This window comes from Sanguibacter suarezii NBRC 16159 (assembly GCF_001552735.1).
In the GTDB taxonomy this organism is placed as follows: Bacteria; Actinomycetota; Actinomycetes; order Actinomycetales; family Cellulomonadaceae; genus Sanguibacter; species Sanguibacter suarezii.
Genome location: NZ_BCRT01000013.1, coordinates 1 through 21,764 on the forward strand (window position 1 = coordinate 1; position 21,764 = coordinate 21,764).

General features: G+C 70.3%; 23 protein-coding genes. 15 read left to right on the top strand and 8 right to left on the bottom strand.

Annotated elements, in window-relative coordinates:
* Window positions 1-44: 44 nt before the first annotated feature.
* The 7 genes from SS2_RS08025 to rox all read left to right on the top strand — a co-directional run bounded on the left by SS2_RS08025 (window position 45) and on the right by rox (window position 5,297).
* Window positions 45-974 carry an ABC transporter permease gene (locus tag SS2_RS08025; protein ID WP_157607248.1) on the top strand — a complete coding sequence of 310 codons (930 nt, stop codon included), beginning with the start codon at window positions 45-47 and terminating at the stop codon, window positions 972-974.
* 11 nt (window positions 975-985) lie between these two features.
* The gene (locus SS2_RS08030; protein WP_066462879.1) at window positions 986-1,792 is read left to right on the top strand and encodes an ABC transporter ATP-binding protein; all 807 of its coding nucleotides are present in this window, start codon (window positions 986-988) and stop codon (window positions 1,790-1,792) included.
* Between the two features lie 85 nt (window positions 1,793-1,877).
* Entirely contained in the window at window positions 1,878-2,378 is a 501-nt protein-coding gene (locus SS2_RS08035) for a helix-turn-helix transcriptional regulator (protein WP_066462885.1), read from the top strand.
* Window positions 2,379-2,612: 234 nt separating this feature from the next.
* Window positions 2,613-3,110 (top strand): hypothetical protein, encoded by a 498-nt coding sequence (locus tag SS2_RS08040; protein ID WP_157607249.1) that lies wholly within the window; start codon window positions 2,613-2,615, stop codon window positions 3,108-3,110.
* 185 nt (window positions 3,111-3,295) lie between these two features.
* Entirely contained in the window at window positions 3,296-3,511 is a 216-nt protein-coding gene (locus SS2_RS08045; RefSeq protein WP_066462890.1) for a hypothetical protein, read from the top strand.
* An 89-nt stretch (window positions 3,512-3,600) separates the two neighbouring features.
* A complete protein-coding gene (locus tag SS2_RS08050; protein WP_066463241.1) occupies window positions 3,601-3,873 on the top strand; it encodes a DUF7218 family protein in 273 nt (90 codons plus the stop codon).
* Window positions 3,870-5,297: a rifampin monooxygenase gene (gene rox / locus SS2_RS08055; protein ID WP_066462892.1), complete on the top strand. Its 1,428-nt coding sequence runs from the start codon at window positions 3,870-3,872 to the stop codon at window positions 5,295-5,297. The genes SS2_RS08050 and rox overlap by 4 nt, the downstream gene beginning before the upstream one ends.
* A gap of 24 nt (window positions 5,298-5,321) precedes the next feature.
* Here rox and SS2_RS08060 read toward each other — a convergent pair whose 3' ends face one another.
* Window positions 5,322-5,837 carry a GNAT family N-acetyltransferase gene (locus tag SS2_RS08060; RefSeq protein WP_066462893.1) on the bottom strand — a complete coding sequence of 172 codons (516 nt, stop codon included), beginning with the start codon at window positions 5,835-5,837 and terminating at the stop codon, window positions 5,322-5,324.
* A 51-nt stretch (window positions 5,838-5,888) separates the two neighbouring features.
* Here SS2_RS08060 and SS2_RS08065 point away from each other — a divergent pair, with 51 nt between their 5' ends.
* Window positions 5,889-6,326, top strand: a complete 438-nt coding sequence (locus tag SS2_RS08065; RefSeq protein WP_066462894.1) for a VOC family protein — start codon at window positions 5,889-5,891, stop codon at window positions 6,324-6,326.
* Between the two features lie 16 nt (window positions 6,327-6,342).
* Here SS2_RS08065 and SS2_RS08070 read toward each other — a convergent pair whose 3' ends face one another.
* From SS2_RS08070 to SS2_RS08080, 3 genes are all read right to left on the bottom strand, one after another.
* Window positions 6,343-8,826, bottom strand: a complete 2,484-nt coding sequence (locus SS2_RS08070; protein ID WP_066462895.1) for a glycoside hydrolase family 3 protein — start codon at window positions 8,824-8,826, stop codon at window positions 6,343-6,345.
* A gap of 157 nt (window positions 8,827-8,983) precedes the next feature.
* Window positions 8,984-10,324, bottom strand: coding sequence for an MFS transporter (locus tag SS2_RS08075; protein WP_083941983.1), 1,341 nt, complete (start codon window positions 10,322-10,324; stop codon window positions 8,984-8,986).
* Window positions 10,325-10,534: 210 nt separating this feature from the next.
* Entirely contained in the window at window positions 10,535-11,185 is a 651-nt protein-coding gene (locus SS2_RS08080; RefSeq protein WP_066462897.1) for a maleylpyruvate isomerase family mycothiol-dependent enzyme, read from the bottom strand.
* A 166-nt stretch (window positions 11,186-11,351) separates the two neighbouring features.
* Between SS2_RS08080 and SS2_RS08085 the strand changes: the two genes are divergently transcribed.
* The 5 genes from SS2_RS08085 (at window position 11,352) to SS2_RS08105 (ending at window position 15,433) form a co-directional block, all read left to right on the top strand.
* Window positions 11,352-11,525, top strand: a complete 174-nt coding sequence (locus SS2_RS08085; protein ID WP_066462900.1) for a CsbD family protein — start codon at window positions 11,352-11,354, stop codon at window positions 11,523-11,525.
* Between the two features lie 44 nt (window positions 11,526-11,569).
* Window positions 11,570-12,514, top strand: coding sequence for an SDR family oxidoreductase (locus tag SS2_RS08090; RefSeq protein ID WP_083941984.1), 945 nt, complete (start codon window positions 11,570-11,572; stop codon window positions 12,512-12,514).
* Between the two features lie 66 nt (window positions 12,515-12,580).
* Window positions 12,581-13,618, top strand: coding sequence for an NAD-dependent epimerase/dehydratase family protein (locus tag SS2_RS08095; RefSeq protein WP_066462906.1), 1,038 nt, complete (start codon window positions 12,581-12,583; stop codon window positions 13,616-13,618).
* 152 nt (window positions 13,619-13,770) lie between these two features.
* A complete protein-coding gene (locus SS2_RS08100) occupies window positions 13,771-14,652 on the top strand; it encodes a manganese catalase (RefSeq protein ID WP_066463245.1) in 882 nt (293 codons plus the stop codon).
* 34 nt (window positions 14,653-14,686) lie between these two features.
* Complete coding sequence (locus SS2_RS08105; RefSeq protein WP_066463247.1) at window positions 14,687-15,433, top strand: MBL fold metallo-hydrolase; 747 nt, start codon at window positions 14,687-14,689, stop codon at window positions 15,431-15,433.
* 35 nt (window positions 15,434-15,468) lie between these two features.
* Here the strand turns inward: SS2_RS08105 and SS2_RS08110 are convergent, their stop codons facing one another.
* Window positions 15,469-16,383, bottom strand: a complete 915-nt coding sequence (locus tag SS2_RS08110) for an LLM class F420-dependent oxidoreductase (protein WP_083941986.1) — start codon at window positions 16,381-16,383, stop codon at window positions 15,469-15,471.
* A gap of 128 nt (window positions 16,384-16,511) precedes the next feature.
* On the opposite strand from SS2_RS08110, the gene SS2_RS08115 reads away from it, so the two are divergent.
* Window positions 16,512-17,054, top strand: a complete 543-nt coding sequence (locus tag SS2_RS08115; protein ID WP_066462909.1) for a hypothetical protein — start codon at window positions 16,512-16,514, stop codon at window positions 17,052-17,054.
* On the opposite strand, the gene SS2_RS08120 is transcribed toward SS2_RS08115, so the two are convergent.
* The 3 genes from SS2_RS08120 to SS2_RS08130 form a co-directional block, all read right to left on the bottom strand.
* Window positions 17,055-17,906 (bottom strand): SDR family oxidoreductase, encoded by an 852-nt coding sequence (locus tag SS2_RS08120; RefSeq protein WP_083941988.1) that lies wholly within the window; start codon window positions 17,904-17,906, stop codon window positions 17,055-17,057.
* Window positions 17,903-18,493: a DUF2231 domain-containing protein gene (locus SS2_RS08125; RefSeq protein WP_066462911.1), complete on the bottom strand. Its 591-nt coding sequence runs from the start codon at window positions 18,491-18,493 to the stop codon at window positions 17,903-17,905. Before SS2_RS08125 ends, SS2_RS08120 begins: the two co-directional genes overlap by 4 nt.
* A gap of 128 nt (window positions 18,494-18,621) precedes the next feature.
* A complete protein-coding gene (locus SS2_RS08130) occupies window positions 18,622-20,109 on the bottom strand; it encodes a methionine--tRNA ligase (RefSeq protein ID WP_066462913.1) in 1,488 nt (495 codons plus the stop codon).
* A gap of 394 nt (window positions 20,110-20,503) precedes the next feature.
* Here SS2_RS08130 and SS2_RS08135 point away from each other — a divergent pair, with 394 nt between their 5' ends.
* On the top strand, window positions 20,504-21,739 hold the full coding sequence (locus SS2_RS08135; RefSeq protein ID WP_066462915.1) for a branched-chain amino acid ABC transporter substrate-binding protein: 1,236 nt from the start codon (window positions 20,504-20,506) through the stop codon (window positions 21,737-21,739).
* The last annotated feature ends 25 nt before the right edge of the window (window positions 21,740-21,764 follow it).

Here is a 21,764-nt window from a genome sequence, read left to right on the forward strand (position 1 = left end):
CCCCCCCCCCCCCCCCCCCCCGGTTTCTCCACAAGGGAGCAGACATGACCACGCACACGACGGACGACGTCCGCGCCGAAGCCCCGAAGCAGTCCCGTCCGACCGTGCCAGCGGCGACCCCCGCTCGCACAGCCCGCACCTCCTCTCGCCTCCCGCGCCTGCCGCTGCCCCGCCGCGACGTGTGGACGACGGCGGCTCTCGCCCTGCCCGTGCCCGTGCTGGCCCTGGTGCTGTGGACCATGGGCGTCGAGCGGGCCTGGACGCTGCCCTTCGGCATCCAGATGGGCTTCCTGCCCACACCGCTCGAGGTCGCCCAGCGCATCGGTGACCTGGCGGGCTTCGGCACGATCGACGACGCCTTCAGCGGCTCGCTGCTCGAGCACCTGGGCGCCTCGACCGTGCGGGTGCTCTCCGGGTTCGGGCTCGCGGCCCTCGTGGCGATCCCGCTCGGGGTGATCATGGGCCGCTTCTCGCTCGCCTTCAAGCTGCTCGACCCGACCATCAACCTCACCCGCCCGGTGCCGGTGACCGCCTGGGCCCCGCTCACGCTGCTCATCATCGGCTACGGGGACGGCTCGGCGATCTTCCTCGTCTTCCTCGCCGCCTTCTTCCCGATCCTGCTCAACACCATCTCCGGCGTCCGCCAGGTCCCCGTCCGTCTCATCGAGGCTGCGTCGATGCTGGGCACCCGCTCCGGTCAGGTGCTGTACAAGGTGGTCCTGCCGGCCTCCATGCGCTCGATCGTCGGGGGCCTGCGGATCGCTCTCGGGCTGTCCTGGGTGATCCTCGTCGTCGGAGAGACCGTGGGCATCAGCACCGGCCTCGGCGCGATGATCACCCAGGCCCGGGACATGTCCAAGACCGACCTCATCGTGGCCGGGATGGTCATCATCGGCCTCGCCGGCTTCGTCGCCGACCGCCTCCTCGCCGGTCTCGTCGCCCTCGTGACGCGCCGCCGCCCGACCCTGAGCTGAAGGAGCCCACCATGCCTCGCATCGGAACCATCCGCCCCACCCACCCGGCAGACATCGAGATCAGCGACCTCGGCAAGCGGTACGGCCGCACCGACACCGGCACCCTCGCGATGGCCGGGGTGACCCTGTCCATCCCCGCTGGGGAGTTCGTCTGCGTCGTCGGCGCCTCGGGCTGCGGCAAGTCCACCCTGCTGCGCATCCTCGCGGGATTCGAGCCCGGCACCGCGGGGACCGTGACCGTGGCCGGGGAGCCCGTCGCCGGCCCGGACCCCGAGCGGGGCGTCGTCTTCCAGGACTACGGGCTCTTCCCGTGGCTGAGCGTGCGGGAGAACATCGCCTACGGTCCCAAGCAGGCCCGCCTGACCCGCGACGTCGTCCGCGAGCGCACCGACCGCTTCCTCACGGCCGTGGGGCTTACCCGCTTCGCGTCGAAGTACCCCCACGAGCTGTCCGGGGGGATGCAGCAGCGGGTGGCCATCGCCCGGGTGCTGGCCAACGACCCGGCGGTGATGCTCATGGACGAGCCCTTCGGTGCCCTGGACGCGCTCACCCGGTCCTCGCTGCAGGCGGAGCTGTCCAGCATCCACCGCGAGACCGGCACGACTGTCCTGTTCGTGACGCACTCCATCGAGGAGGCGGTGTTCCTCGCCGACCGGGTGGTCGTCATGGCCGGCGGGGCCTCCCACGGCGTGCCCGGGCACGTCCGGGAGATCGTGCCGATCACCCTCGGCGCTGACCGGGACGTGACGTCGCCGGAGTTCAACGAGCTCAAGCGGCACATCTCCGCCCTGGTCCATGAGGGCGTCGCTGCTGCGTGAGACACCATCCAGGCGCCGCACCCCGCACCTCGGGAGTGCGGCGCCTGGCTGAGCGGGGGCAGACACGGCTGCCTATGGTGGACCGATGGACGCCATCGCACGTGTGCCCGTGCTCGAGACGATCCGCGATGCCATCGAGACCCGGACCTGCGTCTCCGTGGTCGGGCTGCCCGGCTCAGGTCGCTCGGATGCTCTCTCCCTCGTGCGTGAGGCCGCCGAGGACGACGGCTGGACCGTCCTCTCCGTCCCCAGCCACGGCGCCAGCACCGGACGGCCGCTGGAGTCCCTCGTCCTGGCCGGGCTCGTCACCGGCCCGCCCGGCGCCCTCGGGGCGTTGGCCACAGCCAGACAGGCCGTCGACCAGGCCGCCGCGACAGGCCCGACGCTCTTCCTGCCCTCTCTCGTGCCGGCCGCCGCGCTCACCTCGCGCGAGCTCGAGGTCGCGCGCCTGGTGGCGGCCGGGTTGAGCAACAAGGACGTGGCGGACCGTCTCGTGGTGAGCGAACGCACGGTGGACAACCACGTCTACCGCATCTTCCGCAAGCTCGGGATCCGGTCCCGGGACGAGATCTCGCGGGTCCTCTGACCGTTCCGCACCCGCGCCGCCCATCACCGGGCGGCGTTCCTCACACTTCGTGAGTGCACGACGTCGTGCGCCCAGTACCTGCGCGACTCCCCCTGCGTGCTCGCGATCGCCACCCCACGCCCTGAGTACCGCGCCCGGGACGGCCTCCTAGAACCTCGCGCGCGGTCTGGTGCAGGGCGGGCCGCGGTCGCGGTTCATCGTCGTCGCCCTGCACTGCATCGTGAGGAGGACACGATGACTACGCAAGCAGTTTCCGCAGCCGCCCTCGCGGTGGTCCTCGCGGCCGCACCGGCGACTGCCTCGCAGGCCCTGTCTGACCCGGTCGACGAGCCGGACCTCCCCGTCGCGGTCGAGGTCCTCGATGAGACCGAGGCAGAGTCCGCTGAGACCCACGTCGAGGATGCCGCCCCGGACCCTGAGCCGGTGAACCCTGTCCCTGTCGGTCCGGTGCCGGTGACCCCTGAGCCGGCCGCGCCTGCACCTGCCTCGGAGGCGGCCACCCGGGTGGCTGCCGTCGTCCCCCTGGGCCGCGCGGTCCCCTCCCCGGTTCCGTCGTTGACGGTGACCCACGCCGCCGAGCCGTCGCAGCACACGAGCACTCAGGCTCCTGCGCCTGTCCTGGCGATGACGGGTGCCCGCACGTACGCTCTCGCGCTCATCGCCGCGGGCGTCGTGGCGTTCGGTGGGGTGCTCTGGGATGCTGCACGCCGTCACCGTCGCCAGACGCGGTGACCTACTCGGCGACTGCGAGCCGCCGAGACGTGCTGCCTCCTCGAGGGGCTCCGGCCTGACCTCCGGAGATTGGGCCCGACCTGGCACCTTGCCAGGCCGGGCCCAGTGCTGCACCGAGCCTCGACGCGACGATCGTGACAGGGAGATACTGAAGGCCTGACTCACTGCCCGCGGAGGAGGTCGCCATGACCACCACACCAGCACCGACCACCTCGGCTCCGGTCGACAGCACTCGGCCGGTCGACCCGGACGATCCGCGGGAACAGATCTCCGTCGGTGTCCTCATGCTCAACGGTCGTCTCGCGGGTCGGTCCTTTGCCGACCGCGCCGAGGCGGAGGCCTGGGCACAGCCGGGCGAGCAGGTGGTGGAGTACAACCTGCTCTGCGAGTGCGACCGCTGAGACGTCCGCGCCGAGCAGCGTTGCAGCCCCTCGCACCTGCACCTACCGTGAAGGAACGGCTCGACGACGAGATGACTCAGGAGGTTCTCATGCCTGACACACGTGATCCCGGACCCAGCGTCAAGGACAAGGAGCTCTACGAGAAGCTCCGCGACGAGGGGATCTCGAAGCAGAAGTCGGCACGCATCGCCAACGCCGCCGCCAAGACCTCGCGGTCGGAGGTGGGGCACAAGGGCGGCACCTCCGGCGACTACGACGACTGGACGGTTGACCAGCTGCGCAAGCGCGCGGCGGAGATCGGCATCGACGGCCGGTCCTCGATGCGCAAGAGCGAGCTCATCGAGGCGCTGCGCAACTCGTGATCGACGTCGTCGTCGTCGGCGCGGGCCCCACCGGGCTGATGCTCGCCAGCGAGCTGCGGCTGCACGGCGTCGAGGTGGTCGTGCTGGAGAAGGGCCTCGAGCCCACCCAGCACGTGCGGTCCCTCGGTCTGCACGTGCGCAGCATCGAGCTCATGGACCAGCGCGGGCTCTTGGAGCGCTTCCTCGCGCACGGCACGACGTACCCCTTGGGTGGCTATTTCGCCGGGATCGACCACGCCGTCCCCGCGCACCTGGACACCGCCCACCCGTACATCCTCGGCATCCCCCAGCCGGAGACGGACTGCCTGCTGGCCGAGCGCGCCCTCGAGCTCGGCGCCACGGTCCGGCGCGGCAGCGAGCTGGTGGACCTCCGCCAGGATCGGCGCGGGGTGACCGCCGTGCTGGCCGACGCCTCGCGGCTGCGCGCGCAGTACGTCGTCGGGTGCGACGGCGGGCGGTCCACGGTGCGCAAGCTGCTCAGCGTCCCCTTCCCGGGCGAGGCCACGCGGGTCGAGAGCCTGCTGGGCGAGATGGAGGTCGCCGCGCCGCCGCAGGCCGTCGCCGCCGTGGTGGCCGAGGTCCGTCAGACCCACAAGGGATTCGGCGCCGGACCGTCCGGGAACGGGCTGTACCGCATCGTCGTGCCCGCGGCGGGGGTGAGCCCGGACCGTGCCGTCCCACCGACGCTGGAGGAGTTCCGGCGCCAGCTCGTGGCCTTCGCCGGCACGGACTTCGGAGTGCACTCCCCTCGCTGGCTCTCCCGGTTCGGGGACGCGACCCGCCTGGCCGAGCACTACCGGGTCGATCGGGTGCTGCTCGCCGGCGACGCCGCGCACGTCCACCCGCCGCTGGGCGGGCAAGGTCTCAACCTCGGCATCCAGGACGCGGCCAACCTCGGCTGGAAGCTCGCCGGGCAGGTCGCCGGGTGGGCGCCACGCGCGCTGCTGGATACCTATGAGCGCGAACGTCGCCCAGTGGCCGACGACGTGCTGAGCACCACCCGCGCGCAAGGTGAGCTCATCGCCACCGAGCCCGGTCCCCGGGCTGTGCGCCGGCTGCTGTCAGAGCTCATGGACTTCGAGGACGTCAACCGCTACCTGGTGGAGAAGATCACCGGGATCGGCATTCGCTACGACCTCGGTGACGGGCCCGCCCTCGTCGGGCGACGGCTACGGGACCTCCAGCTGGGACGCAGCCGCCTCTACGAGCTCATGCACGCCGGGCGTGGCCTGCTGCTCGACCCGACCGACCGGCTCTCGGTCGAGGGCTGGACCGACCGGGTGGACCGCGTGGTCGACTCGAGCGAGGAGCTTGAGGTGGCTGCGGTCCTGCTGCGCCCTGACGGGTACGTCGCCTGGACCGGTGACGACCAGCAGGACCTGCTCGACCATCTGCCCCGATGGTTCGGGTCCCCCGCCCGGTAGCCGCGCTCCGCGGCGCCTGCGCGCTCAGGTCAGGATCAAGACCATCTCGTCCTCGAGCAGCTCGGGGTTGCTCGGCAAGGGCTTGCTGCGCCCGGTGTCGGCGTAGCCGCGGCGTTCGTAGGCGCGCCGGGCAGGGAGGTTCCCGCGGGTGAGCCACAGCTCCAGCCGGCGCGCTCCCTGCTCGCGCGCCCAGTCCTCCACTCGCTCCAGCAGCAGCTGGACCCCGCCGTGCCCGCGCCACGCGGGCTGGACCCAGACCGAGACGACCTGGCCGACGCCGCCCGGGCCACCGCTGAGCACTGCGGCGATCCCACTCGGCTCACCCTCCGCGGTGAGGAGGAACACCGTGGCCGACGTCGCCCAGTCGCGCCAGCGGTCCTCGTCGTACGCCTGCTCCCGGCTCAGCGACGACCCGAAGGCGGACGGCGACTCCGCGAGCGCCGCGAGGCGCACCGAGCGCACCGCTGCCCAGTCGTCGGCAGTGGCGCGCACCACGGTCAGGCCACGGCGTGAGGGGTCTCCTCGCAGGTCAGCGTTCATGCACCTAGTCTGCCTGGTGTGCGGCTCGCGCCGTCGCCCTAGACTCCTCGTGTGCCGACCCTCTGGACCCTGACGATCGACTGCACCTCCCCCGCTGTGCTCTCCGCGTTCTGGAAGGCGGCGCTCGGCTACGTCGACGCCCCGCCGCCGAGCGGGTTCGCGACGTGGCATGACTGGTATGTCGCGTGCGAGGTTCCCGAGGACGAGTGGGACGACGGTGCGAGCATCGTCGACCCGACGGGCACCGGACCCCGGATCTCCATGCTCAAGGTTCCCGAGAGCAAGGCGGTGAAGAACCGCCTGCATCTGGACCTGCAGGTCAGCGGAGGACGCGCTCAACCTCAGCCTGCCCGCACTGAACGGATCCGGGGAATGGTGGACCGGCTGACCGCCATCGGTGCGCACGTCCTCGGCGAGCACCACGTGGGAAATCTCCTCGATCACGTGGTGCTCGCCGACCCTGAAGGCAACGAGTTCTGCGTCGTCTAGTCCTCCTGGGCGACGCTCACGCCTGGACGGGGGACTCGCGTACGTCGCCGGTGATCTCCTGGCTCAGCGTCGGCAGCGTCAGCACGAGGTCGAGCACCGTGCGGGCGGTGCGCTGGACCTCACCGAGGGTGATCCCGTCAGGGCGCTCGAGGGAGGTCACCAAGGACGATCCCGCCACGGCGTCGAACTCGCCTGTGACGTGATCGAACCACCCTCCAGGCATGAAGACATCCACCTGCGCGCGGACCCGGTACGCGTCGTCGGACAGCCCGGGGAAGTCCGGGTCGACGGCCCGCTGCATCCACCAGTCGGTGATGACCGTCCCGTCGAAGCCCCACTCGTCGCGCAGGATCGTGGTGCACAGTTCGTCGTTGTAGTGCGACCACACACCGTTGATCTTGTTGTAGGAGGTCATGAGCGTGCGCGGGCGCGCCTGGGTGATGCAGATCTGGAAGCCCCGCAGGTAGATCTCCCGCAGTGCACGCTCGGAGACGCGAGAGTCGTTGAGGTTGCGGTTGGTCTCCTGGTTGTTGCACGCGAAGTGCTTGGGGCAGGCGGCCACGCCGGCCTCTTGGATCCCGGCCACCACAGCGGCCGCGATGTACCCCGTGACCAGCGGGTCCTCAGAGAAGTACTCGAAGTTGCGCCCGCACAGCGGGTCACGGTGGATGTTCATCCCCGGGCTCAGCAGCACGTGGGTTCCCTTGCGGACCATCTCTTCTCCGTGCAGCGCTGCCAGACGCTGCACGAGCGACGGGTTCCACGACGCGGCGAGCGCCGCGCCGCACGGGAGGAGCGACGCGTATGCCGAGAGCCGGATTCCCGAGGGGCCGTCCGTCGTGGTGACGGGCGGGACCCCCTTGGCGCGCAGCGACTCGGTGATACCCGCGAAGACACCAGCGTTGCCGGCGGCCCCGAGCGGGCTGTCCATGACCTTGTCGCCGCGGGTCAGCGCCTCGAGGTCCTCCACCGAGAGCTGGGCGATGAAGGCGTCGAGGGTCGCCGCGCCGTCGGCGACGTCGGCGAGGGTGATCCCCTGGTCTCCGGTCGGCTCGAGGGTGGGTACCTGGCGGGCGAGGACGCGCTCACGCCGGGAGACCTCGCGGGTGGGGACGTCAGCCCAGGCCACCACGGTGCGCCCGGCGTCGTCGCGGCCCGGGACCATCCGCTGGAAGGCGTTCTCCGGCGCAGGCGCGCACGCCTCGGTCAGCTGCTCGACGACGCGGAGCTCGTCGAGGGTGAAGGTGGCCACCTGCGTCGCCGAGCGCACGTCGGTGCCGGCGAAGACGGCGTACTCCCCCGCCTCCAGGACGTAGGCCGACCGGTGGCCGGTCACCCCGGAGTCGTCGTAGGAGGCGATCGAGGCGAGCGGGAAGGTCAGCTGCAGCGTCTGGGTCTCCCCCGGGGCGAGCTGACGCGACTTGGCAAAGGAGGCGAGCGTGCGTACCGGCTTGCCGAGGCGCCCATCAGGAGCCTGGACGTAGACCTGGACCACCTCAGCGCCGGGATGCTCGGCGCCGGTGTTGGCCACCGTGGCCGTGACGGTGACGTCCTCGTCGGAGGTCTGGGCCGTGGCCGCCACGTCGAGGGTGGTGTACCCCAGACCGAATCCGAAGGGGAAGAGGACTGCGTCCTGGGCGAAGGTCTCGAAGTACCGGTAGCCGACGTAGATGTCCTCGGCGTAGACGTTGTGCTCCAGGCCGCCGAAGTTCGCCGCGCTGGGGTAGTCGGCGTAGTGGCGGGCGATGGTGTCGGTCAGCCGGCCGCCAGGGACCTGCACGCCGGTGAGCACGTCAGCGATGGCCCGTGCGCCCTCCATGCCACCTTGCCAGGCGTAGAGGACCGCGGAGATCTTCTCCCCGTACTCCTCGAGCCACGCGAGGTCGATGACGTTGCCGCAGTCCAGCACGACGACCGTGCGGGTGAACTCGGCGGTGACCGAGTCGAGCAGCGCCCGCTCGTCGTCGGTGAGGTAGTAGCTGCCCTTGTCCAGGGTGTTCTCCCGCGCTTCCCCGGCCGCCCGGCCGATGACCACGACGGCGACGTCGGAGCGGGAGGCAGCGGCGCGGACGGCGTCGCGGTCGAGGGGCATCTCCTCGAAGTAGCGCGGCCAGTTGCCCCAGGTGCCCTCGTCAGGACGGTTCGCGGCGCACCAGCGGGTGTAGGTCTCGGCGAGCTCGGCGTCGACGGCGACCGTGCCGCCGTCGCGCAGCGCGTCCAGGAGGTTCCACGAGTAGGGGGCGTTGACGTCCCCACCCGAGCCGTAACCCACCGCGAAGTAGTCGATCTGCACGCGGCCGAAGAGCGCGACGCTCGAGCCTGCGCGCAGCGGCAGCGTGCCGTCGTTGCGGAGCAGGACTGCGCCGTCGGCGGCAGACTCACGGCACAGGGCGGCGAGCTCGGGGTCGACGAAGGTGTCGGTGTCGACGAGAGTCGTGGACGCCTGCGCCAGCTCCTGCTCACCCGCCGCCAGCTGTGGTGTGGGGCTGTCCGTGGTCATCTCGTGGTTCTCCCTAGTTCTCAGGTCATGCCGGACGCGGGCCCACTGATGGTCAGGGTGGGCCCGGCGTTCCGAGAATGGCGTGACAGACGATACCGAAGACTGCAGGCCAGATGGTCGAACGCGAGGCGTGGCCACGCGGGATGAACCACCTACTTCAGCCCAGAGGTGCTCGAATCGCCTCGGTCGAGCGGGCCGCCGTGGCCGGCGCGGCGACAGCCGAGCCGTTGCCGCTGACGCCCGGGGTTCCCCGACCTGCGAACCACGACCCGACTCCGGCGAGGAAGACGAGCGCAGCGGCCGCGGCCGGGAGGGCCAGGGCAGCGGTGCTGCCCGCACGCTCGGCGACCTCACCGGTGACAGCCGAGCCGAGGGACTGCCCGACGATGACCGCAGACCCGAGCATCGTCATGACGGTCGTGGAGCGACCCGCTGGGCTCAGGAGCGACCCGATGCTGTACTGCGTGACGAGGGTGGGACCCACGCCGATGCCGATGACAGCCAGCACGATGACGAGGTGGGTGACCGTCCCGGCGAAGGGCAGCGTGACGGTGCCCGCGAGGATGAGCGCGGAGAACACGACCCAGCGTGCTCGCAGCGTGAACCCGGCGGGGAACACGGCGACGGCGAGCGCGAGCGCAGCCGACCCGACGCCCATGACGCCGTAGACCAGCCCCGCACGTTCGGGGGTGCCCTGGTCGTTCATGAAGGCGGTGAGGGAGGTCAGCGTCGCGCCGAAGAAGAGCCCGATGCCCAGGATCCCGACGACCACGCAGATCAGGCCGGGGTGCGCCAAGGAGCGCAGTGGCGCGGTCTCGGTCGCGTCGCCGTCGGACGGGGCGCGGAGGCGGCTCGTGGGGTGCAGGGCGAAGGCTGTGACGAAGACGGCCGTGAGGACCCCCGCGGCGACGAGCGGCAGCCACGGCGCGACCAGGGATGCGAGCAACCCTACGAGGAAGGGCCCGACGATGAAGACCGTCTCGTCGGCGGCGGACTCGTAGGCCATCGTGGAGTTGAAGCTGCGGACCCGCCGGGCCGGGGCGAGGCGGTCGGAGATGATCCCCACCAGGCGAGCGCGGGACATCGGTCCGACCTGAGGTGCGGTGGTCCCGATGAGGAAGGCGAGGGCGAGGACGACCGCGTTCGACAGGGTGGAACCCACCGCCCAGGCGAAGCCGATGAGCAGCAGCCCGTTGGCAGACCCCGCCGCGAGCAGGACGACTCGCTGCCCGAACCGGTCGGCGGCCGCGCCGAGCAACGGCCCGACGACCGCGGTCCCCAGGCCCACCATCGCGGACGACAGGCCCCCGAAGGCCAAGGACCCCCGGGAGGAGACGACCGCGGTGAGCACACCGACGACCATCATGGCGAAGGGCAGCCGCGCGATGAACGCGACCGGGAAGTAGAACAGGCCCGTGTGTCGCACGAGCGGTGAGGACTCTGCCTCGGAGGCAGGGGTGTCGGACAGGTCTGACAGTGATGCGTGGGAGTTCTTCATAACCTCTGCGGACGACCGCAGCCATGGCTGCGGTAGCTCTGGTGCCGCCGTCGTCCTGTCGGCAGGAGGCCGACAGCCGGTAGATACACGTTGACGAGTCTTACGGCACAACCCCGCGGGTTGGCCTGCTGTCACCCAATCTACCAGGCCAGGGCTCCGAGCCACCGTCCGAGGCATGAGTGCGTGAGGTCAGGCCCGGGCAGTCCGGCCTCATGCGTCGGCACCATCCAGGCGCCGCCTCATGATCGCCACTCCTGGTCCCTCGAGCTCGTCGAGATAGATGCTGCGGCCGGCCATGCTCATCACCAACGCACAGGTCGGCCCGGTGATCAGCGGTCCAGATCCTGCGGTGAACTCGCTGTCGTCGGCACGCAGCTGCAGCCCGGCGACGCGGGATCGGCTCGGCACCGCGAAGTCACGCCGGGCGAAGAAGTCGGCGACCGGCTTCAAGGCCTCCATGCTCGGAGACCGTGTCAGCCCCAGCGGCTGCCGGATGTCCTGGGCGTGCACGATCACCTCGCCGAGGTAGGCCGGCGTGTCCGACGACGGAGCGGTCGTGGCGCCGATGACCTCATGGAAGCGCTGCAGCGTCTCGGCGGGAGTCGCGCCGCGATGCTCCGCGATCCGGCGCTGGTTGTGCACATCCGGACGCAGGCGTGCGCCGAGCATGCTGCGCAGCCACGCCCACCGCCCTGTGCTCGCTGCCGCCACCAGGTGGGCCACCACCTCTTCGACGTCCCACCCCCCGCACAGCGTGCTGTGCTTCCACTGCGCTGGGCTGAGACGGCCCAGGTCGTCGGCGAGCGCGGCGCGCTCGGCATGCACCACGGCCCACAGTCGTTCGTCGCGGCGTCCTGTCATGATCGGTGTCCTTCGAATCGTCGAGCACCCGGAGGTGCCGGGAATGCTCCTGTTGTCACGGGTGGAGCCTAGCGGCCCAGCGCGCTCAGCACAGCGACAGTTCCCGTTGCGAACCTCTCCCACCCGTGCCTACGGTGGAATTTCCCTATCAGAGAGCGAGGCCATCATGGGACTCGACGACAAGATCAAGCACGGAGCCGAAGACGCCAAGGGCAAGCTCAAGGAGACCTCGGGCAAGGCCACCGGCAACGACAAGATGGAAGCCGAAGGCAAGGTCGACCAGACCAAGGCCGACGTGAAGCAGGCCGGCGACGACGTCAAGGACGCCTTCAAGGAATAGCTCAGCTGCGACCGGACGACACCATTCTCAGAGAAGGAGAATTCATGGCGAACGATCAGACCACCTCTCAGGACTCTGCGATGGATCAACCCTCCCGCACCGATCAGCTGGTCTTCCAAGACCCAGTCTCGCGGTATCCCGTCATCGAGCCGCCGGAGCAGCAGCAGAGCGAACCGGGCCTCGACGCGGACATGTACCCACACGCCGACATCGGTGAGCATTCCTACCGGGGTACCGGCAGGCTGACTGACCGCAAGGCGCTGGTCACCGGCGGCGACTCCGGGATCGGGGCGGCCGTGGCGGTCGCTTTCGCCCGGGAAGGCGCCGACGTGGCCATCTCCTACCTCCCCGCGGAGGAGGAGGACGCCCAGCGGGTCATCTCGATCATCGAGAGCTGTGGCCGCAAGGCCGTCGCGCTGCCGGGCGACCTGACCGACGACGCCTACACCGGTGAGGTCGCGCAGCAGGCGGCCGCGGCACTGGGCGGTCTGGACATCCTCGTCAACAACGCCGGCAAGCAGGTCGCCGTCGAGTCGATCGAGGAGCTGTCCGACGAGCAGGTGGAAGAGACCTTCAAGGTGAACATCCAGGCGATGTTCCGGATCACCCGCCAGGCGGTCAAGCTCATGCCGGCGGGGTCCACGATCATCAACACCACCTCGATCCAGGCGTACAACCCGTCGCCGACCCTCGTGGACTACGCGTCCACGAAGGCTGCGATCAACACCTTCACCAAGGGCCTGGCTCAGCAGCTCGCGCCCCGTGGAATCCGCGTGAACGCTGTGGCACCAGGACCTATCTGGACTCCGCTCCAGCCGTCGCACGGACAGCCCATCGAGGCCCTTCCGGACTTCGGGAAGCAGACTCCCCTGGGTCGTGCCGGTCAGCCCACCGAGCTCGCTCCGGCGTACGTCTTCCTCGCCTCGAGCGAGTCGAGCTATGTGCTCGGTGAGACGCTCAACGTCAACGGGGGAACTCCCTCACCCTGACCGCACCGTCCAGGGTGATCGCTATGGACCACGCTCCCGCGTGGACCCTGCTCACGAGGAGCCGCCATGAGAGTCGCGGTGGTCGGTGCGTCCGGGAACTCCGGCACGGCCCTCCTGCGGGCGCTGTCCGGGTCCCCGGAGGTCACGTCCGTGCTGGGCGTGGCCCGGCGGATGCCCCCTGCGGTCAAGCCGTACCGGTCGACCGAGTGGGCGACCTTCGACATCGCCTCGGGAACCACGACGCCTGCCCAGGAGGAGACGCTCGTCGACCGCCTCGCACAGGTCCTGGCGGGGGCGGACTCCGTGGTCCACCTGGCCTGGCTCATCCAGCCCAACCACGAGCGAGACACCTTGCGCCGCGCCAACGTCGAGGGGACGCGACGAGTGGCCCAGGCCTGCGTCCGCGCAGGCGTGGGCCAGTTCGTCGCGGCCTCCTCGGTGGGCGCCTACTCCCCCGTCCACGACGACGTCCCCCGCGACGAGTCGTGGCCCGCAGGAGGTGTGCCGACGTCCCACTACAGCGTGGACAAGGCCGCCCAGGAACGGGTCCTGGACAAGCTCGAGGCCGAGCACCCCGCGATGGCGGTGGCTCGGCTGCGGCCGTCGCTGATCTTCCAGCGGGACGCGGGGGCGGAGGTCGGCCGGTTCTTCCTCGGCCCCTTCGTCCCCCGAGCGCTGCTCGCCCCCGGGCGCCTGCCGCTGGTCCCCTTGCCCCGCGGCCTGCGGTTGCAGGCCGTCCACGCCGACGACGTCGCGCAGGCGTACCTGCGCGTCGTGGTCACCGGTGCCCGCGGGCCCTTCAACATCGCCTCGGACCCGGTGCTCGACACCGGGGCGCTGGCCGTACTCATCGGGCGCGGCCCGCTGCTGCAGGTGCCGCCACCGCTGGTGCGGCGGGTCCTGTGGGCGGGCTGGTCCGCACGGCTGGTCGCAGCAGACCCGGGCTGGCTGGACATGGCGATGAGCGCCCCGGTCATGGACACCTCACGCGCCCGGTCCGAGCTGGGCTGGTTCCCACGCCACAGCGCCCCGGACGCGCTCACCGAGATGCTGCGCGGCCTCAGTGACCAGGCAGGTCACCCGAGCCCGCCGTTGCACGTGTAAGACCCCTCCCGCTCCAGATGCACCACCTGAGAGCGTGGGGAAGACTGGACAAACGCCGCCGTCGGCCGACGCCGCAGCGACGCACCGCTCCGTGAAGAAGACGCGGGCAGCCCCCTGTGGAGCCGCCTGGCTCCGGAGTGGAGTGGAGCAGCATGTTCTTCCACAAGCAAGAGCTTCAGTTCAAGTCGACCCCCGACCGCCCCGACGCCGTCTACGCGCGCAAGCTCCAAGAGGTGCTCGGCGGGCAGTACGGCGAGATCACCGTCGCGATGCAGTACGGCTTCCAGTCCTGGAACACCCACATCCCCGGCAAGTACCGCGACCTCCTGTTCGGGATCGGCGCGGAGGAGTTCGGCCACGTCGAGATGCTGGCCACGATGATCGCCCAGCTGCTGGAGAAGAGTCCGATCGGCGTCACCCACGACGCCATCCAGGACGACCCGACCGTCGCCGCGGTCATCGGCGGTACCGACGTCCAGCACGCGATCGTCGCCGGCGCGGGAGCACGCCCGGTGGACTCCAACGGCAACCCGTGGTCCGCCGGATACGTCACCGCCAGCGGCAACCTCATGGCGGACTTCCACTCCAACGCCAACGCGGAGATGCAGGGGCGCGTCCAGGTGGCTCGGCTCTACCACATGACCGACGACCACGGCGTGCGTGACCTGCTCTCCTTCCTTCTCGCCCGGGACACCATGCACCAGAACCAGTGGCTGCAGGCGATCGAGCAGCTCAAGGAGGACGGTGTGGAAGAGCTTCCGGTGCCCAGCAACTTCCCGCAGTCCAAGGAGCACACCGAGGTGTCCTACCAGTACCTCAACTTCTCCGACGGAGCGACGGCGGCCGAGGGGCCGTGGGCCGCCGGACCCACCCCGGACGGGCACGGCCAGTTCACCTATCACGAGGGCCCCACCACGACCGCCCCCATGCCGCCGCCCACGCACCCGGACTCACGCCTGTATGGCACCACCGAGCTGCCCAACATCGTCGAGAAGGTTGCCGGCGCCGCGCAGGACAAGCTCAAGCGGGAATGATCGGGACAGGCAGCGGCTACGAAGGGTGACGACGATGCTCGAGCTCGACGTCGCCGACGGCGTGCACCGCCTGGGGCACGCCTACGTGAACTGCTATCTCGTGGAGGGGACGTCCGGCGACCTGACTCTCGTCGACGCCGGGCTCCCCGGCGTGTGGCCGATGCTCGGCCAGGCGCTGCGAGCGCTGGGACGCACCCCGCTCGACCTGCGTGCGGTGGTCCTTACCCACGCCCACTTCGACCATGTCGGGGTGGCCGGGCGGGTGCGTGAACGGACCGGCGCGACGGTGTGGGCGCACCCGCAGGAGACCTACCTCGCGGCGCACCCCTACCGCTACGCGCACGAGAACTCACGCAGCCTGTACCCCCTGCGCTACCCGCGGAGCGTGCCGATCCTGGTCGCCATGGCCAGGGCCGGCGCGCTCCGCGTGCCGGGGGTGCGAGACACATCGCGCATCACGCCGGGGACCACGCTCGACGTCCCGGGGCAGCCCGTCGTGGTGTTCAGCGCCGGGCACACCTTCGGGCACTGTGCCCTGCACCTGCCGGACAGAGACGTGCTGCTGACCGGCGACGCACTGGTGACCCTCGACCCGTACACGGCCGCGACCGGCCCACGGACCGTCGCCGGCGCTGCCACCGCTGACGCTCCGCTGGCCCTGCGCTCGCTCGACGCCTTGGCCGCGACCGGCGCCCACACGCTGCTGCCCGGCCACGGTGAACCGTGGACGGACGGGGCAGAGGCAGCGGCCGACCTCGCGCGGGCAGCGGGACCGTCATGACCGCCCACCTGGGACCTCCGCTCGTGCGCGGGAGGTCAGGACCTCTCGGCCGGGTCGATCGCGTCGCCGGCCGCGGAGGCGGTGAGGTGCGCGTTCTTCTCGTCACGCCAGGCGAGCCAGTCGCCCACCTCGGAGATGTCATAGTCGGGGCCGGTGATGCCGATCGTGAACATCGTGGCGCCCAGCGCGTGGTGCGCCTCCACCTCCACGCGGGACCTGCCACCGATCTCGGTGGAGATCTCGATCTCCGCCACGTCCCGACCCACCGCCCGGCCGTGCTCGGCGAGGATGCCCAGCTTGCGCTCGAGGGTCGCTGCGTCGCTGAAGCTGTGCCAGATGTCAGCGTGCTTCGCCACGATCCGCAGCGTCTTCTTCTCTCCTCCCCCGCCGATGAGCACCGGGATCGCACGGGTGGGCGGCGGGTTCAGGCGGGTCCACCGGTCCTCGATCACCGGCAGGCTCGCCGCGAGCGCGTCGAGCCGCTGCCCCGCCGTCCCGAACTCGTAGCCGTACTCGTCGTAGTCGCGCTCGAACCACCCGGAGCCGGTTCCGAAGATGAACCGCCCGACGCCGCCCTTGGCGCTGATGTGGTCGATGGTGCGAGCCATGTCCGCCTGGAGGTTGGCGCTTCGGTAGCTGTTGCAGTTGACCAGCGCGCCGAGCTCGACGCGGCTCGTCTGCTCGGCGAGGGCCGCGAGCATGGTCCAGGACTCGAAGTGCAGCCCGTCCGGGGCACCCGAGAGCGGGAAGAAGTGGTCCCAGTTGAACAAGACGTCCACGCCGAGGTCTTCCAGCGCGGCAGCGGTGTCCCGGATCTTCTCGTACGGGGCGTGCTGCGGCGCGATCTGGACAGCGATGCGCACGGGCCGCGCAGGCCTGGCGCGGCCTGTCTCGGACGGCTCCGACGGCGTGGACGGCTCGGTCGGGTTCACGCGTGGTCCGCTGGTCATCGTCGACTCCGATCAGTGAGGTCTCACGGGCGCGATCTCCGCCACCCCGCGAGTGGAAGCGTAAGTCACTTGGACGCAGTATCGAGGGACGACCAGCACACACGACCCGACTCGGAAGGATCCCCACCATGACCAGCTCCGTGGACCGTCGCCTGCTCGGAATCTATCTCAACGACCACGTGACAGGGGCCACAGCGGCCCTCGCCCGCGTGCGGCGCATGGCGCAGACTTACAGCAGCACACCCGTCGGCTCGATCTGTCAGGAGATCGCCGCCGAGATCGACGGCGAGCGGTCCTGGCTGCTGGACCTCATGCACGACCTCGGTCTGCCGGTCCGCAAGTACAAGGTGGCCGGTGCTCTGGTGGCCGAGCGCCTCGGCCGTCTCAAGCTCAACGGTCGCCTGGTGCGCCGGTCCCGGCTCGCCCCGCTGCTGGAGGCGGAGATCCTGCGCAGCGGTATCTCGGGCAAGTACAGCGGGTGGTCCACCCTCGCGGTCATCGCCGTCGACGCGGGGATCTCTCCCTCTCAGCGTGAGGACCTGACCGAGTTGCGGGAGGGCGTGGCCCGGCAGCTCGAGCGTGTCGACGCAGCGCTGGAGTGGTTGCGGCCCCGGGTCTTCGTCGAGCAGTCCACCGACCGCTCGACCCTGGGGGCTGGCGGGGCGCGATGATCAGGGCGTCCGCCAGTCGTCGCTGTCCATGTGGGACCCGGCCATCGGCCCCATGAGCAGCATCCCGCCGTCGACCACCCAGGACGCTCCGGTGACGTACCCCGCCTGAGGCCCGCAGAGGAAAGCCACGGTCGCGGCGATCTCCCGGGCGTCACCGGGACGCGCCACCGGGATGCCCGGACGGTGCTTGCCGGCGAGGACCGACTCGTCCTCCTGTCCGGTCATCGGCGTCGCGATCTCACCAGGAGCGACGGCGTTGACCGTGATGCCGCGCTCGGCCAGCTCGAGCGCGGCTGTCTTGACGAGCAGGCCCAAGCCGCCCTTCGCCGCGCAGTAGGCGCCCGCGCCCACCCGCGAGGCGTGCTCGTGCACGCTCGTGATCGCCACGATCCGCCCACCGGCCCCCGCAGCGATCATGTGTCGTGCGGCAGCCTGCAGGCAGCAGAAGGCGCCGTCGAGGTCTACCGAGACCACCTCCCGCCACGCGTCGTAGCTGAGGTCGACCAGGAGCGTGGCCGTCCCGGTGCCCGAGCACATCACCAGGGTGTCCAACCCGCCCATCGCCGCTGCGGCGTCGTCGACCACGCCGGTGCCCTGGGGTGGGTCGGTCAGGTCGAGGTGGAGCACGTGCGGGGTCGCACCGCGCTCGCGCACCTCACGTGCGGTGGCCTGGACGCCGTCCTCGTCCACGTGCCAGGTGATCGCGACATCGCGGCCGGGACCAGCCAGCGCGACGGCGCACGCCGCGCCGATCCCCGAGTCGGCACCGGTGACCAGGACGCGCGCGGGGGTGTGTGCGCTGTCGGCGTGGGCCGGGCTGGTCGGAGCGTCCGAGTCCGGTCGCGCAGTCATGACAGGTCGTCCGTGGCGTCAGGGCCGAGCCCCTGCATGACCATCAGGTGGCCGCCGAGGAGCCCGCCCGTGCCGAGGAAGGCACTACCCAGCAGGCTCAGCACGACCCCCGCCCGGCGCCGGCCGCGCCGGCGCTGGAGCAACGACGTCATGTACAGCGTCAGGGCGACGGAGTTCGCCGCCGCGTGCACGACGCCGACGCGCTGGGTCTTGCGCGCGGCCGTCCCCCAGTCTGCGAGCCCGGTGAGCGCGGTCGGCAGCGCCGAGACGATCCCGAGGGCGAGCAGCCGGTCCGCGCCGCGCGCGCAGGGCGCGCCGCCCAGGTCGAGCACCGTGCTCGAGAGCCAGAAGGCGATCGGGAGATCGGTCAGCGGGGGGTGCACCGGGTGGCCGACGAACTGACCGTGCAGGATGCGACGCCGGAACGAGGACGCGAGGACGGCGTCGGCGATGGGCTGCTCCAGGTCGACCAGCCGGTCGAGTGCGGCGGTGTCCTCGATCGCCCGCATGGCGCGCAGGGGCGGCGGCTCCGGGGACAACCGCGAGCGGTCGGCGTGGGCGGGGGTGTGCGGGTCGAACGATGACATGGCTGGCTCCTCGGGAGCTCGGGCTCAGCGGCCCGAGCAGGGCAGGACCTCCGGCACACTTCTCGGCCTCCGTCGAGCATGTCAGCCACCGTGGTGGGTCGCCACCCAACCTCCTCATCCCGGTTCTCCTACACGACCAGTCGGGGGAACACCGGTGCTGGCGCGCCCTGCGCGCGGAGCCGGGCTGTCAGCCGAGCGGCCCCGTCTGGCACGAAGGGCTCCAGCTCCTGAGCTGCGACCCGACAGATGTGCAGCAGGGTTCCGATGACTGCCTCGAACCTGGCGGCTGCGGCTGTGTCCCCTGCGTCGGCGGCCGAGGCGAGATGCCACGGTGCCTCCGCCTCGACGAACCTGTTGCCCGCCTCGGCCAGACCCGCGATGGCCTCGCACGCTGCCCGGAAGTCGTATCGGGCAAGTGCTGCGTCGATGGTCGTGGGGAGCGAGGCAGCTGCCGCGCGCAGGGCACCACCGACATCGGTGGCTGGCTCGGAACGCCAGGACCGCTGGCGGTCATCGAGAGCCAGGGTGCGTGAGGCGAGATTGCCCAAGCAGTTCGCTAGGTCACGGTTGTAGCAGGCGACGAGCCGCTCATTGGTGTAGTCGGTGGCGCCGACCGGGGCCGGGTCGCGCAGGATCCACCAGCGCAGCGCATCCACGCCATAAGTTGCCACGACCGCCGCTGGATCGGCTGCCTGTGCACCGCTCTTTGCGATCTTGGCTCCATCGACGGTGAGGTAGTCATGCACCAGGATGCGCGTGGGCAGCGGAAGCCCGGCGGAGAGCAGGAACGCGATCCAGTAGACCGCATGGAACCGCGCGATACCCTTGCCGACCACGTGCACCTTGTCGTTGTCCTGGACCCACCACCGCTGGTAGTCCGCGTCGTCGCCGCCAAAGCCGAGCCCCGTCAGATAGTTGGTCAAGGCATCGAACCAGACATAGACGACCTGGTCGGGATCGTCGGGGACGGGGATGCCCCAGCCGTCAGCTCGTGCCGAAGCTCGGGACACCGACACGTCGTGCACATCTGCGGCGAGAAAGCCGAGGATCTCGTTGCGTCTCTGCCGGGGTTCGACAGCCAGGATCCCGCTCGTGATGAGCTCGATGATCTGCCCCCGGTAGCGCGACAGCCGGAAGAACCAGTTCGTCTCGGCGATCTCCTGGACTGGTGCGGCATGCTCCGCGCACCGCCCCTCGACCAGCTCACCGGGAGCATAGAACTGCTCGCACCCCGGACAGTACAGACCGACGTAGTCCTCCTGATAGAGGTCTCCGGAGGCCTCGCACGCACTCCACAGCGCGGTGACGCCGGGCGCGTGCCGCGGGTCGCTGCTGGTGCGCAAGAACTCATCGATCTGCACATCGAGTGCTGCTGCCAGTTCGACGAACCTGTCGCCGTTGCTCGTCACGAGATCCGCCACGCAGACACCGGCGCTGGCTGCGGCGCTGACGTTCTTGATGGCGTGGTCGTCTGTGCCGGACTGGGTTCGCGCGACGGCGCCGCGGCGTCGGCGGTGTCGGGCCAAGGCATCCACGTGAACGAGCTCGAGTGCGTGGCCCAGGTGCGGGCTGCCGTTCACAAAGGGGATCGAGGTGGTGATGTACAGGTCGTTCATGGTGAGTCCTCCGTCGGGCGTGGTGTCACGGTGACACCTAGGGCAGCTTCGGAGGCCACAACAGAAGAAGGCCCCCGCAGAGCGAGGGCCTGAGCGTCACAAGTGCGCGCGAATCAAGTCCCCCGATGGAGGCGCATCATCGAAGCGGCAGTCGTGGCGTTCATGGCATCAGCCTAGCGGCCGCTGGACGGAAGTGTGCGGAATAACTCGGGGGCCCACCTGCACCGACGTCGTCGATGGGCGCGCGCAACTTCCGCAAAGTCGTTATTCTCCGGTGACGGCGTTCCTTCCGCTTTTCGTTACTTGTGAGAAACGTCGTGAGCACACCATCGAAATACCTCGCTGGCACGCTCGGTGCACCGCGGGCGGCAGGCCCCTATCACCGGAGGTTCGAATGCGTTCTCAGACACGGCACGGGTCGAGCGCTCTCGCGCTCGCCCTCGCAGCCACACTCGTCGTCGCAGGTTGTAGCCAGAAAGAAGCCGGGAGCACAGAGAGCGACACCCCCGGCACCAGCTCCGCCGCCGCCGACCTCGCGATCGTCCCCGAGGTGCAGATCGACGTGACCGGCGCCGAGGTCGAGGCCGGCGAGGCTCAGGAGCCTGCCGACCCCGCAGGTGACGGGACCGCGACCTGCTCCGGCGTCTCGCTCGCCATGGCAGGCGCCCTCACCGGACCGAACGCCGCCCTCGGCCAGAACATCCTGTACGGCGCACAGGTCGCCCTCGACAAGCACAACGCCGCGAACGCTGACTGCCAGGTCGAGCTGAAGACCTTTGACACCGAGGGTGACCCGCAGAAGGCCACGCAGGTCGCACCGCAGATCGTCGGCGACGCGACCATCCTCGGCCTGCTGGGACCGGCCTTCTCGGGCGAGACCAACGCCACCGGGTCGATCTTCAACCAGGCCGGCCTGCTGTCCCTGACCGCCTCGGCGACCAACCCTGACCTCACGGCCAACGGGTGGACCACCTTCTACCGGGGCCTCGCCAACGACGCGATCCAGGGCCCGGCCGTGGCGAAGTACCTCGTCGACACCCTCGACTACAGCACGGTCTGCGTCGTCGCCGACAACTCCGACTACGGCATCGGCCTCGCTGAGCAGATCACCGAGGGCCTCGGCGACGCCGCGGACCCCTCCTGCGCCGCAGAGGTCAAGACCGGTGACAAGGACTTTGCCGCGACCGTCCAGATCATCAGCGGCGCCGACGCCGACGCCGTCTTCTACGCCGGCTACTACGCCGAGGCCGCACCCTTCGCCCAGCAACTGCGCGACGGCGGCGTCGACATCCCCTTCGTCTCGGCCGACGGCGTGAACGACCCGCAGTTCGTCTCCCAGGCCGGTGGGGCCTCCGAGGGCGCGATCCTGTCCTGCCCGTGCGGCCCGGCTCCTGAGGAGTTCGCTGCCGAGTACGAGGAGAGCGCCGGTCAGGCTCCTGGCGTCTACTCCACCGAGGGCTACGACCTCATGACGATCATGCTCAAGGGCATCGACTCCGGCATCACCGACCGCGCCGGTCTGGTGGAGTTCGTCAAGACCTACGACGGCCCGGGACTGGCCCGCAACTACAAGTGGGACCAGACCGGCGAGCTCGAGTCTGCTCTCATCTGGGTCTACAAGGTCAGCTAGCTCCTCTCCGGAACCACCCGACAAC